A 12,811-nucleotide genomic window follows, 5' to 3' on the forward strand; every position below is an offset into this window, starting at 1 on the left:
GGGTCAGCTCCTTCCCTGCGGGGCCACCGCGTCCAGGAGACGCCGGCGGACCGAGTCCGTCAGCGCCGCGAGCCGCGGCGAGACGGTGGGCGTGAGCGGCTCCGGGTTCCGGACGCGGCGCGCCGGCGCGGGGAGCGCCGCCACGTCCGCGCGGAACCGCCGGTGCGCGACCGCGAGGTCGTCGGGCGGGCCGGTGCGGCGTCCGCCGCGCATCACGGTCCGCAGCAGCGGCTCGGCGCCGTCGGGCCGGGGCTCGTCCCAGAGCGCGATCACATCCGGTTCGCCCGGCGTGCGGAAGACCTGCTTGCGGCCGGGCGCGGTCGCCTTCGCCGCCGACAGCTTCATCACCGGGCGTCCCGCGTACTCCACGAGCTTGTAGGCCGAGTCCAGATACGGCGCGTCCGCCGACGTGCCGACCCGGGTGCCGACGGCGTACACGTCGATCGGCGCCCCGGCGCGCACCAGCGCGTCCACGCCGTACTCGTCGAGGCCGCCGCTGGCGATGATCCGGACGCCGGGCAGCCCGGCCGCGTCCAGCAGCGCCCGCGCCCGCACGGCCAGCGCTCCCAGGTCACCGCTGTCGAGGCGGATCGCGCAGCCCTCCGCCCGCCCGATGTCCCGCAGGACCCGGGCGGCCGTCGCCACCCCCGCCTCGGTGTCGTACGTGTCGACCAGGAAGGTCACGGGACCGGGGTGCGCACGGGCGAACGCCCGGAACGCGGTCTCCTCGTCCGGGAACGCCTCGACGTACGAGTGCGCCATCGTGCCGGACGCCGGAGCGGCGAGGCGGGTCGCCGCGGCCACGTTGCTGGTACCGGCGAAGCCCACCAGGATGCCCGTCCTGGCCGCGTGGAAACCCGCCTCGGGCCCGTGCGTACGGCGCAGCGAGAAGTCCACGACGGGGTGCCCCGACGCGGCCAGCACACACCGCGCGGCCTTCGACGCGACCGTCGTCTGATGGCTGATCCGGTTGAGCAGGAACGTCTCCACGAGCTGGGCCTGCGGCAGCGGTGCCGTCACCTCCAGCAACGGCTCCCCGGCATGGACGACACGCCCTTCGGGAACGGCCCGCACCTCCCCGTCGAACCGGAGGCCGAGCAGCGGCTCCAGATCGGCCGCCGGCCTGCCCAGCGCGGTGGCGAACCGCCGGACGTCCGCCGGCCCGACCCGGAACCCCGCCAGGTAGTCCAGGGCGGACTCCAGCCCCGCCGAGACCAGGAAGCCCCGCTCGGCAGGCAGGTCGCGGACGAAGAGGCCGAACGTGGCCGGCTCGGTCATGCCCTCCCGGAGGTACGACATGGCCATCGTGACCTCGTACAGGTCCGTGGTCGTCACATCAGACATGGCATCGCGTCCGGCACAGTCGACATATCCGATATCCCGTAGATCCAGTGCGTTCACCGCGTTCAGTGCCTCGATCGCACCGGGTGCGTCCAGCGCGTCCCGTGCGTCCAGTGCGTGCGATATGCCCGGCATCGCGCTTGTCGCTCCCATGGTCCGTCTTCCTCCAGCATGGACCGGCCCGCCGGGTTTAGGGCAGGGACCTTCGGCCTCGGCGGCGAGCCCCGGGGCCCCTCGCCGCGCCCCCGGCCCGCTGCCAGCGTGAAGATGCGCCTCAGGATTCCCCGCCGCAGGATCGCCTCAGGAGGAACCATGAACAACGACACGTCCGCAGGTCCCGCTCTCGGAAAGGTCGTCGTCGGCGTCGACGGTTCCGACCACGCGCGGACGGCGGTGCTGTGGGCGGCCGCGGAGGCCGACCGCCGTGGCCGGCCGCTGATCGTCGTCCACGCGGCCGACACCGACGGCCGTGCCCTGTACGCCTCGGTCGCCACCATCGAAAGGGCCCGCGAGACCGGTCACGACCTGCTCGTGACCACGGCGGCCCTGGTGGAGGAGCGCTTCCCCGACCTGCGGGTGACCAAGGTGTTCAGCCGCCGGGAACCCGTCGGCAGCCTGCTCGAAGCGGCCGGCGACGACGGCACGATCGTGGTCGGCAACCGGGGGCTCGGCGGGTTCGGCGCCCTCATGCTCGGCTCCGTCGGGCTCGGTGTCTCGGCCCGCGCCAAGGTGCCCGTCGTCGTCGTACGGGGCGAGCACGACCGGCCCCGCCTCGGAACGGTCATCGCGGCCGTACGCGGCGAGAAGGACCTCGACTGGGCCCGGTACGCCGCCCGCGAGGCACAGGTGCGCGAGGCGTCGCTCCGGCTGCTCACCGTGTGGAGCGCCCTCACCCAGGTCGGCGGCCGGGCCGCCATGCTCGACGACATCGACGAGGTCGCCCACGAACTCGTGCACAGCACCGTCGAACTCGCCGACCGCCTCCGGGACGAGTTCCCCGGCCTCGACGTCACCACCGAAGTGGTCGGCGGCCACTCCGTCGCCGGTCGACTGGTCGAGGCCAGCCGGGACGCCGAACTGTACGTCGTGGGCGGCCGGCGGCGGCCCATCGGCATCGGCCCCGCACTCGGCCGGGTCACCCACGCGCTGCTCCACCACGCCCACTGCCCGCTCCTCGTGGTACCGGCCGACGGCTTCCCGCGTGCGGCGGGGACCGGGAGCGAAGGCGAGGAGCGGTGATGGCCGACGCCACGGGCCAGGTCACCGGCGGGGCGCCGGAGCCGGACCCGCGCGGGCACTCCGCGCGGCCCGGGGAGCCCGGGGAGCTGATCGTCGGGGTCGACCCCCTGGGATCGTCACGCCCCGCGCTCGCCTGGGCGGCCGACGAGGCGGCACGGCGAGGGCTCGCGCTACGGCTCGTCCTCGCCGTACCGCCCCTGGAGGACATGCGGCACGCGGGCGCCCCCGCACACCGGGAGGCCCTGCGGCGGGCCGGTGCCCGCGCGCTCGCCGAGGCCGCGTCATCGGCGCGCGACGCCCACACGGGCGTACCCGTCACCACCGAACTCCTCGACGGCATGCCGGCCGCCGTGCTCTGCGCGCGCTCCGCCCGCGCCCGGCTGCTCGTGGTCGGCTCGCGCCGCCTCGGCCGCGCCGCCGAGTTCTTCAGCGCCGGGTCCGTGGCCGTGCCCGTCAGCGCCCGCGCCGACTGCCCCGTCGTCGTGGTCGGCGAACCCGAGCGCCCGGCGGCGGGCGCGGGCCACCTGGTCGTCGGCGTCGACGGCAGCGAGGCGTCCCGCGCCGCGCTGGCGTTCGCCCTGGAGGAGGCCGCCCTGCGCGGTGCCGCCGTCCACGCCGTATGGGTGTGGCAGCGGGCCACCGTCCCCTTCCGCGAGCCGCCCGCCGAAGGCTCCCCGGCGCTGGAGGAGCGGCGGCGGCTGCTGGCCGACGCGCTCGCCGGCCGGCCCGAGGAGTACCCGGACGTGGAGATCACCCACGAGGTGGTGCGCGGCCATCCGGTGGAGGAACTGGCGCTGGCGTCATCCGGCGCGCTGGCCGTCGTCGTCGGCCGGCGGGGGCGCGGCGGCTACACCGGGATGCGGCTCGGATCGGTCGTGCACGGGTTGCTGCACCGGGCGCACTGCCCCGTGATCACCGTGCCGGTGCCGCCGGCGTCGGCTCAGGCACCGGCGGCGGACCAGCCCTGACCGTTCGTCAGCCCGATCTGACCGGGGGAGAGAGCACGTGGTAGCCCACCAGCCCGGCACGACGCCGGCGCCCGCCGTTCGCGAGCCGGGACTCACCGAGGCGGAGGCCGCGCTCCGCCTCGAACGGTACGGCCCCAACGCCGTCACCGCCGAGCGCGGAATCCCCCTCTACGCGCGCGTGGGCCGCCAACTCCGCGACCCGCTCATCATGGTGCTGCTCGGCGCCATCGTCCTGACCGTCCTGATCGGCGACCACACCGACTCCCTCGTGATCGCCCTGGTCATCGTGGTGAACACGACCGTCGGCGTGGTGCAGGAGATCCGGGCCGACCGCGCCGTGGCCGCGCTCTCCGCGATGTCCGCCCCCACCGCGCGGGTACGGCGGGACGGCGAGGAACGCGAGATCCCCTCGGCGGCCGTCGTCCCCGGCGATCTGCTCCTCCTGGCGGAGGGCGACATCGTCCCCGCCGACGCCGGGCTGACCCACGCGTCGGCGCTGCTCGTCGACGAGTCCATGCTGACCGGGGAGTCGGTGCCCGTCGACAAGTCGCCGCATACCGGGACGCCGGACGACGCGCGCGTGCACGCCGGAACCGTCGTGGTACGCGGCCGAGGCGTCGCCTCGGTGACCGCCACCGGGAAGGCCGGCGCGCTGGGCAGGATCGCCGCCCTGATGGAGACCCGCCCCGAGCCCACGCCCCTCCAGCGGCGGCTCGCGGCCCTCGGCCGTGTCCTGGCGCTCGTCACGGTGGTGCTCTGCCTGATCGTCTTCGCCTTGGGCCTGCTGCGCGGCACGGCGCCGGGGCTGATGGCCGTCACCGCGATCAGCCTCGCGGTGGCCGCCGTGCCCGAGTCCCTGCCCGCCGTCGTGACCCTCGCCCTCGCCCTCGGCGCACGCCGCATGGCCGCACGGCACGCCGTCGTCCGCAGGCTGCCCGCCGTGGAGACCCTGGGCTCCGTCACGGTCCTCGCGACCGACAAGACCGGCACGCTCACCGAGGCCCGCATGGTGGTCGAACACGTGTGGACGCCCCGGGTGGCCGCCCGCCTCACCGGTGCGGGCTACGAACCGTCGGGCGAGATACGGATCGACGGGACCGGCGGTGACGACGGCGTCGTACCGGGGGCCGACGGGGGCGGTCGGGCCGGCGGGGACCACGCGGGCGGTGGCGGAACGGGCGGACGGCCCGCGACTGACGGCGAACTCGCCCCGCTGCGCGAACTCCTCACCGCGGCCGCCCTCTGCAACGACGCGGAACTGCGCCCGCCGTCCGAGGACGACACCCGCTGGGGCGCGCTCGGCGACCCCACCGAAGCCGCGCTGCTCACCGCGGCCGCCAAGGCGGGCTGCGACGACCGCCGCGCGCTGAACCGCAGGTACCCGCGAACCGACGAGGAGCCGTTCGACAGCCTCCGCAAGCGCATGACCACCCTCCACCACACCCCGGACGGTCAGGTGCTGGTCTGCCTGAAGGGCGCCCCCGAAGCGGTACTCGACCCCGCCGTGCTCGCCGAGCCCCCGCGACTCCTGGAGCACGCCCGGTCCACGGCCGCCCGGCTCGCCGCCCAGGGGTACCGCGTACTCGCCGTGGCGTCGGCGCTCGTCGACGAGGCGCCGGAACGGGCGCGCGACGCCGAGCGGGGGCTGCGTCTGCTCGGCCTGGCCGCCCTCAACGACCCGCCCAAGGCGGCCGCGGCCGCCACCCTCGCCGACTGCCGCGCCGCCGGGATCATCCCCGTCCTCATCACGGGGGACCACCCGGCGACCGCGCGGGCGATCGCGACCCGTGTCGGACTGCTCCCGGGAAGCGCGCCGTATGACGAGCCCGGGAAAGAGCCCGGCACGGGGCTCGGGAGCGAGCCGGGGCACACCACCGACGACGTCGTGACCGGCCAGGCCCTCGCCGCCGGTGACGTGCCGGACCCGACCCTGGTACGGGTCTTCGCCCGCACCGAGCCGGAACAGAAGCTCGACATCGTGCAGGCATGGCGTGCCCGAGGCCACGTCACCGCCATGACCGGGGACGGTGTCAACGACGGGCCGGCACTGCGGCGCGCGGACATCGGCGTCGCGATGGGCCGGCGCGGCACGGAGGTGGCCAGGCAGGCCGCCGACCTGGTCCTGACGGACGACGAGCTGTCCACCGTCGTCGCCGCCGTCGAGGAGGGGCGGCGCGTCTACGACAACATCCGCCGGTTCCTCCTCTACGGACTGGCCGGCGGTACGGCCGAGATCCTGGTGATGCTCATCGGCCCGCTGCTCGGGCTGCCCCTGCCGCTGCGCGCCGGCCAGATCCTGTGGATCAACCTGCTGACGCACGGTCTGACGGGGGTCGCCATGGGAGCCGAGCCCGTCGCCCGGGGCGCCATGCGCCGCCCGCCGAGGCCGCCCGGTCAGCACGTCCTGGGCGACGGCCTGTGGCAGCGGATCCTGCTCCTCGGGGCCGTGGTGACCGTGGCGTCGCTCGCCGCCGGGCTCGGTGCGCGGGAGCTCGGGGCGCCCTGGCAGAGCGTCCTGTTCCTGTCCCTGCTGGCCGCGCAGCTCGGTGTGGTCCTGGGCCTGCGCGACCGGCTCGTGACGCGGGAGAACCTGTTCCTGCCGGTGGCCGTCGCCGTCTCCGCGGGGCTCGCGGCCGCGGCGGTCTACCTGCCGTTCCTGAGCTCGGTGCTCCGTACGACGGCACTCGCCCCCCGGGAACTCGCCGTCGCGGTCGGCGTCGGGCTCCTCGGCTTCGCCGCGGCCCGGCTCGGCGGCCGCGACAAGAGCCGTGACGCGGACCGAGACAAGAGCCGAGACAAGAGCCGAGACAAGAGCCGAGACAAGAGCGACGGACCGCGACGAGAGCCGTGACACGGACTGCGGCGAGAGCCGCGACACGGACCGCGGCGAGAGCCGCGACACGGACCGCACGGCACGCTGAATCCGGGGCCCGTCACAGACGCCGGGGCCCGTCACCGGTGTACGGTGACGGGCCCCGGCCGCCGGACCGAAGGCCTGTCAGACCTCCGCGTACCGCGCGGGACCGGCGCCGTCGCCGTATCCGTGCCCCTTCCCGTTCCCGTCGTTCCGCAGGTCCAGGCGGATGTCCACGACGCCCTCCACCGCGCGGACCGCCCGCGCCAGCAGCGGTACCAGCGCCCGGTCGCGCAGCGGACCGGCCAGCGTGACGACGCCGTCCTCCACCGACACCTCCAGCGCGGCGGTGGCCGGCAGGTCGGGGATGACGCTCCGCCGGATCTCCGCCGCGATGTCGCCGTCCGACCGCAGGAACACCTTCAGCAGGTCGCCCCGGCTGACCACGCCCTCCAGCATGCCCACCGCGTCCACCACCGGAAGCCGCTTCACCCCGCGCCGGGCCATGATCCGGGCGGCCTCCGCGACCGTGGCGTTCGCGTGCACGGTGACGGCGGGGCTCGACATGAGCTCCTCCGCGTACAGGGCGCCCGCCTTGGCCAGGTCGGACAGCGACCGGCGGGGCGCGTCGGGCTCGTCCGTCCGGAACTCCTCCTTGGGCAGGAGGTCGGCCTCGGACACCACGCCGATCACCCGCCCCTCGCCCTCCAGCACGGGCAGGGCGCTGACCTTCCACTGCTCCATCAGCGCGACGATCTCCTTGTACGGCGCGTGACGCCCCACCGCTACCGCGGTGTGGGTCATGACGTCGCTCACGGTGTGCGGTGACGCGGCCATCGCCTGCCTCCTCGATCGAGTCGTCATGTACCTATCAGTGCGTGCCTCATAGGGCGGGGTACGTCCCGCCAGGGCCGGTCCGGCGCCACTCCTCGTCCCACTGGGCCATGCGCCGCCGCTGGGCAGCGCCCTTCACGGCCGCGCCGGCCGCGAGCGTGGCGCCCGCCCCGACGGCTGCGGCGGTCGCGGCGACGGTCACCGCCCCGACCCAGGCGTCCATGCGGCTCGGCGGCGGTGCGGTGATCCGCCCGTGCTCGTCGAGCCACACGGCCGTACGCTCGCCGCGGTCCGTGCCGACGGGCACGAGCGCCGAGCCCTCGGCCCGGCCGCCGTCCGGCGTGGTCCAGCGGACCGGCGTCCACACCCGGGTGGGCCGCCCGTTCTCCTCGGTCAGCGCGGTGCCGGTGCCGGTGTCGGCGATGACCTCGGCGTCGACGTGCCGGCGGGACGCCTCCAACGCGTCGGTGACGCCGCTCTCGTGCGCGTACACCGACCAGCCCGCGAACAGTCCGCCCGCGAGCGTCAGTGAGCCGAGACCGGCCCGGACGACGACGAGCGCCCACGCCTCCGCGACGTCCACGCGGCGCCGCAGCGGGTGGTCGCGCCACCCCCGCCGCCAGACGGGCGGGGGCAGGGCCCCGGACACGGTCAGGTCCTTGGTGGACACCGTCACCACCGCCTCTCGCGGTCGCCTCACCGCCCACGTTCCCGCCGACCGGCTGTCCGGCCCAGGGGCCCGAGGGCCGTCGTACAGGGCCGTTCGGCCCGGCGGGGCGTCCCCGCCGGCCGCTGGTCCCGGGCCCGACCTCCTCTCCCGTACCGCCCGGCGCCCGTGGGACGGTGGCCTCATGGGAACCGCCGATACGAGGTGCCGCGAGCCGGCCCCTTGAGCGGGCCCCTTGAGGACGGGGCCCGCGAAGCAGGATCATCGACACAGGTCTTCCACCGGCGAGAGGGCGGTGAGGACGATGACGTTGCCCCTGGTCGTAGGTGTGGACGGGTCACGGTCCAGCCTGCTGGCCCTCGACTGGGCCGTGGACGAGGCGGCCAACCTCGATCTGCCGCTACGGATCGTGCACGCGGCGCAGGCCCCCGGCTCGGACGTCGCGGCCGCCGCCGAGACCCGGGCCCGAGGACGCCGTCCCGGCGTCCGCACGGAGACCCGGACGGTACTGGACGACCCGGTCGCCGCGCTCATGGACGAGGCCCCCAACGCGACCGCCCTGGTCACCGGGGCGCGCGGGCACGGCGGGCTGAACGGGCTGCTGCTCGGCTCCGTGAGCCTCGCGGTCGCCGCGCGCGCCCAGTGCCCGGTGGTCGTCGTCCGCGACGAGCAGGGCACGGCGGAAGAGCGGCGCGGGACGATCCTGCTCGGTGTCGCCGACGCGGCGGGCAGCTCGGAGGCCGTACGGTTCGCCTTCCGGCTGGCGGACGCGCGGGGCAGCGGCGTCGACGCCGTGTGCGCCTGGTGCTGCCCGGCGCCCGGCACCGTGGAGCCGCAGGACGGCTCCGAGGCCGGTGCCCTGCTGGACGAGGCGCTCGCGGACGCGGTGGCCGCGCACCCGTCGGTCGACGTGCGCAGGCTCGCGGTCGAAGGCCCGGCCCGTGACGTCCTGCTGAAGCACTCCGTGACCTCGGACCTGCTGGTCGTCGGCGCGCGCCGGCGCCACGACCGGGTCGGGCTCCACCTGGGCCGGGTCAACCACGCGATGCTGCACTACGCCGACTGCCCGGTCGCCGTCGTACCCCAGTGGTCCTGAGCCCCGCCCGCGTCCCGGTGCCGAACGCGGCCGCTGACGCCCGCCCGCCGTCGTCCCCGTCCGGCGGACAGCCGCCACCGGGCCGGTGACGGCGCGGTCACTCGTACGCGGGAACGGCGTGAAGTCCTGTTCCGCCGAACCCCCACGGCGACGGACCATGACACGTCGGCCACCGGCACGCCCCACACCCCCAGCGCCCCTGTCCCGCCGCCCCGCCCGGACCGTCCGTCCGCCCCGCGCCGACCCCGGCCCGCCGCCCCGCCCGCACCGTCCGTCCGCCCGCGCCTCCCGTTCACCCGCGCCGTTCCGGCCGCGCCGCCCCCGCCGCCGCCTCGCCGTCCAGCCCGTCTCCCGGCCTCGCCGCCCGCCCCGTGAAGGACCCCCCACCGATGAACGTCATGACGTCCGCCGGCCCCAGCACCCGGTCGGCCCGGCTGCTCCATACCGAGGCGCCCGGCGCCGTGGTGCTCGTCCGGCTCTACGTCGGGGCGGTCTTCGCCTCCGAGGGCGTGCTGAAGTTCCTGCGCCCCGACGAGCTGGGGGCCGGGAGGTTCGACCGGGCGGGCATCCCCCTGCCCGGGTTCTTCGCGTCCCTGGACGGCGTGCTGGAGATCGTCTGCGGCGTGCTGATCCTGCTGGGGCTGCTCACCCGCCTCGCGGCCGTACCGATGGTGGTCGACATGCTGGGCGCGCTGGCCCTCACCAAGCTGCCCATCCTGTGGGGCGGCTCCGCGCTGTTCGACGGCGCACGCGGATGGTGGGACTTCACCCACGCGTCCCGTACCGATCTCGCCCAGCTCTGCGGCACCCTCTTCCTGCTGCTCGTCGGCGCGGGCGCCTGGTCCCTGGACGCCCGGCTGACCCGGCATGCCCGGCTCGAGGCGGCCACCCGTCCCTGAATCGGCCTCACCCGCTTCCCGCAGGTCTCCCCGCACGGTGCCGGGGTACTCGGCCGGCACCGGCGTCCGCGCCGGGCCGTGAGGGACAGGGAGGCAGGGAGGAGGCCGTCCATGCCGCGACGCTCCTGGCCGCCGTGGCCGTTCCGCGCCCTCACCCGGCTGCTCCTCGTCGGACTGGCCGGGGTCCTGGGGTGCCTCGTGGCCCTGCCCGCCCTGAGCGCCCTGGCCACCCCGGGCCGGGCGGCCCCGGGCGCTTCGACGGTGCTTGTCGCGCGGATGGACGACGCCGTCACGCCGGTCGTCGCCGAGCATCTCAGGGACGGTCTCGACCGTGCCGCACGGGAGGGCCACGCCGTGTTCCTGGTCGAGACGGACACCCCCGGCGGGCTGCTGGAGTCCACCCGGGACATCGTGCGGGACTTCTTCGCCGCCGAGGTGCCCGTCGTCGTCCACGTCACCCCCTCCGGCGCGCGCGCCGCCTCGGCCGGCGCCTACATCGCCATGGCCGCGCACATCGCCGCCATGGCACCCGGCACCCACATCGGCGCCGGCACGCCCGTGACCGGCGGCGGCGAGAAGGCGAGCGACAAGGTCGTCAACGACGCGGCGGCGTTCGCCCTGTCCATCGCCCAGCAGCGGGGCCGCGACACCGGTTTCGCCACCGACATGGTCCGCAAGGGCACCTCCCTGCCGGACCGGGAGGCCGTGCGGGTCGGCGCGGTCGACCTGGTCGCGCCGGACCGGGACGCGCTGCTGGCCGCGCTGGACGGCCGACAGGTCACCGTCGGCCAGCAGGGCCAGACCCGGGACGTGGTGCTCCGCACGGCGGGGGCCGCCAGCGTCGACCACGACCTGGGCTTCTTCGGCGAGGTCCGGCAGACGCTGGCCAGCCCCGAGCTCGCCTACCTCTTCCTGTCCGTCGGCACGCTCGCGGTGATCTACGAGCTGGCCAGCCCCGGCATGGGGCTCGCCGGGGTCACCGGCGCCATCCTCCTCGTCCTCGGGTTCACCGCGCTCAGCGTGCTGCCGTTCAGCGCGGCGGGGCTCCTGCTGCTCGCCCTCGCGGCCGCCCTGTTCGTCGGCGAGGTCCTCACGCCCGGCGTGGGTGTCTTCGCCGCCGGTGGCACGGCCTCCCTGGTCTTCGCCGGAATTCTTCTCTTCCGCGGGGAACTCGCACTGGATCCGGCGGTGCTGTGGCCGACCGCCGTGGTGGTGGGCGCCGGCTCGCTGCTCGCGGGACGCCTCGCCTGGCGGGCCAGGCAGGCACCGGCGACGACCGGGAGGGAGGCCCTGATCGGCCGGGTCGCGGCCGTACGCGGCGCCGACGGCGCTACCGGCCAGGTGCTGCTCGACGGCGCGTGGTGGACGGTGCGCGGCCGCGAGGAGCCCGTCCGCGAAGGCGAGCGGGTCCGCGTGGTCGGTCGCGAAGGACTGGAACTCATCGTGGAGAGAGACCGACCCGGGGCGGCCGGAGAACGGCACCCCGCTGAGGAGGAACCGCCATGAACTCCGCTCTCGTCGGCATCATCTTCGGTGCGGGAGTCCTGCTGCTGCTCCTGATGGCGGCCGTCAAGATCGTGCCCGAGTACGAGCGAGGCGTGATCTTCCGCCTCGGCCGCATCATCGGCGCCAAGGGACCGGGTCTCTTTTTGATCATCCCGGTCGTGGACCGCATGATCCGGGTGTCGCTGCGCACCGTCACCATGGACATCCCGCCCCAGGACGTCATCACCAAGGACAACGTCACGGTCCGGGTGAACGCGGTGACCTACTTCAACGTGGTCGATCCGAACCGGTCCGTCCTCGCCATCGAGGACCACATCAGGGGCACGTCGCAGATCGCCCAGACCACCCTGCGCAGCATCCTCGGCCAGGTCGACCTCGACGAACTCCTCATCAACCGGGACGAGATCAACCAGAAGCTGCAGCGGATCATCGACGACGTGACCAACCCGTGGGGTGTGAAGGTCACCCTGGTCGAGGTCAAGGACGTCGAGTTGCCCGAGTCGATGCGGCGGGCCATGGCCCGGCAGGCGGAGGCCGAACGCGACCGGCGCGCCAAGGTCATCCACGCGAAGGGCGAGTTCGAGGCGGCCGAGACCCTGGCGGACGCCGCGCAGCGGCTGGAGGGCCACCCGGCGGCGATGCACCTGCGCATCCTGTCCACGATGGCCGAGATCTCGTCGGAGCGGAACTCCACGCTGATCTTCCCGTTGCCGATGGAGGTGCTACGGCTGGTCGACATGCTCAGGTCGCCCGACGGCAGCACCGGCGGCCCGCAACCCGCCGCCCCCGGACCGGCAGCCGGACCCGCCGTCGCCGGACCCGCCCCCGACCCCACCGGGGTCGCGCAGACACCGCCCGGTGCCGCACCCTGACAGAAGCGACAGAAGCGACAGAAGCGACAGAAGCGACAGAAGCGGAACGCTGTCCGAGGAAGTGGTCGCCATGGCATCCGGAATGGACGAGGACCGCCGGCTGGCCCAGATCGAGAAGCTCCTCACCCGTGAAGACCCCGACCTGGCCCAGCGCATGGTCGCGCTCGGTCGGCAGTTCCCGGACACCCCGGCCGACCGCCGCGACCCACGAGGCACACCGGAGGGCAGGGGCCGGGGCGATGAGCGGAGCGAGGGCAGGGGCGAGGACGGGGCCCCCGGGGACCCGGGCGAGAGCCGGGTCCGGGGGCGGCACCGGGCCCGGGGCGGGGAGTGCGCGGAGCGTCGCGACTGGCGGAGGATCACCGCCATCGCGGCGGCGGTGGTGGCCCTCCTGGGCATCATCCTCACCGTGCTGCTGTCGATGCCGCCGGGCTCGGGCGACGACCGCCTGCCCCCGGCCGGCCACGCCCCGGTCGTGACCCAGCAGTTCACGGGTCACACACCGTGAGTGAGGTGGGGCCGCCCGGCGTCGACG

Annotated in this window: 11 protein-coding genes; 8 read left to right on the top strand and 3 right to left on the bottom strand. The window is 75.2% G+C overall.

Annotated features, from left to right (window positions below):
- Positions 1-3: 3 nt before the first annotated feature.
- Complete coding sequence (locus tag ACGF5U_RS16380) at positions 4-1,344, bottom strand: nicotinate phosphoribosyltransferase (RefSeq protein ID WP_392714726.1); 1,341 nt, start codon at positions 1,342-1,344, stop codon at positions 4-6.
- A gap of 309 nt (positions 1,345-1,653) precedes the next feature.
- Here ACGF5U_RS16380 and ACGF5U_RS16385 point away from each other — a divergent pair, with 309 nt between their 5' ends.
- The 3 genes from ACGF5U_RS16385 to ACGF5U_RS16395 are packed head-to-tail and all read left to right on the top strand — an operon-like array spanning position 1,654 to position 6,399.
- The gene (locus ACGF5U_RS16385; protein ID WP_392714702.1) at positions 1,654-2,580 is read left to right on the top strand and encodes a universal stress protein; all 927 of its coding nucleotides are present in this window, start codon (positions 1,654-1,656) and stop codon (positions 2,578-2,580) included.
- Positions 2,580-3,548, top strand: coding sequence for a universal stress protein (locus tag ACGF5U_RS16390; RefSeq protein ID WP_392714703.1), 969 nt, complete (start codon positions 2,580-2,582; stop codon positions 3,546-3,548). Before ACGF5U_RS16385 ends, ACGF5U_RS16390 begins: the two co-directional genes overlap by 1 nt.
- A gap of 37 nt (positions 3,549-3,585) precedes the next feature.
- On the top strand, positions 3,586-6,399 hold the full coding sequence (locus ACGF5U_RS16395) for an HAD-IC family P-type ATPase (protein WP_392818405.1): 2,814 nt from the start codon (positions 3,586-3,588) through the stop codon (positions 6,397-6,399).
- Positions 6,400-6,546: 147 nt separating this feature from the next.
- Here the strand turns inward: ACGF5U_RS16395 and ACGF5U_RS16400 are convergent, their stop codons facing one another.
- Complete coding sequence (locus ACGF5U_RS16400) at positions 6,547-7,239, bottom strand: CBS domain-containing protein (RefSeq protein WP_392718456.1); 693 nt, start codon at positions 7,237-7,239, stop codon at positions 6,547-6,549.
- 46 nt (positions 7,240-7,285) lie between these two features.
- Complete coding sequence (locus ACGF5U_RS16405) at positions 7,286-7,936, bottom strand: hypothetical protein (protein WP_392718458.1); 651 nt, start codon at positions 7,934-7,936, stop codon at positions 7,286-7,288.
- A 271-nt stretch (positions 7,937-8,207) separates the two neighbouring features.
- Between ACGF5U_RS16405 and ACGF5U_RS16410 the strand changes: the two genes are divergently transcribed.
- The 5 genes from ACGF5U_RS16410 to ACGF5U_RS16430 all read left to right on the top strand — a co-directional run bounded on the left by ACGF5U_RS16410 (position 8,208) and on the right by ACGF5U_RS16430 (position 12,784).
- Positions 8,208-8,999, top strand: coding sequence for a universal stress protein (locus ACGF5U_RS16410; protein WP_392718460.1), 792 nt, complete (start codon positions 8,208-8,210; stop codon positions 8,997-8,999).
- 389 nt (positions 9,000-9,388) lie between these two features.
- Positions 9,389-9,898 carry a DoxX family protein gene (locus tag ACGF5U_RS16415; protein WP_392718462.1) on the top strand — a complete coding sequence of 170 codons (510 nt, stop codon included), beginning with the start codon at positions 9,389-9,391 and terminating at the stop codon, positions 9,896-9,898.
- A 111-nt stretch (positions 9,899-10,009) separates the two neighbouring features.
- Positions 10,010-11,404 carry a nodulation protein NfeD gene (locus ACGF5U_RS16420; RefSeq protein ID WP_392718464.1) on the top strand — a complete coding sequence of 465 codons (1,395 nt, stop codon included), beginning with the start codon at positions 10,010-10,012 and terminating at the stop codon, positions 11,402-11,404.
- Positions 11,401-12,276 carry a slipin family protein gene (locus ACGF5U_RS16425; protein WP_392718466.1) on the top strand — a complete coding sequence of 292 codons (876 nt, stop codon included), beginning with the start codon at positions 11,401-11,403 and terminating at the stop codon, positions 12,274-12,276. Before ACGF5U_RS16420 ends, ACGF5U_RS16425 begins: the two co-directional genes overlap by 4 nt.
- Positions 12,277-12,346: 70 nt before the next feature.
- Positions 12,347-12,784 carry a DUF3040 domain-containing protein gene (locus tag ACGF5U_RS16430; protein WP_392718468.1) on the top strand — a complete coding sequence of 146 codons (438 nt, stop codon included), beginning with the start codon at positions 12,347-12,349 and terminating at the stop codon, positions 12,782-12,784.
- Positions 12,785-12,811: the final 27 nt, after the last annotated feature.

Source organism: Streptomyces sp. NPDC047886 (genome assembly GCF_043204435.1).
Lineage (GTDB): Bacteria > Actinomycetota > Actinomycetes > Streptomycetales > Streptomycetaceae > Streptomyces.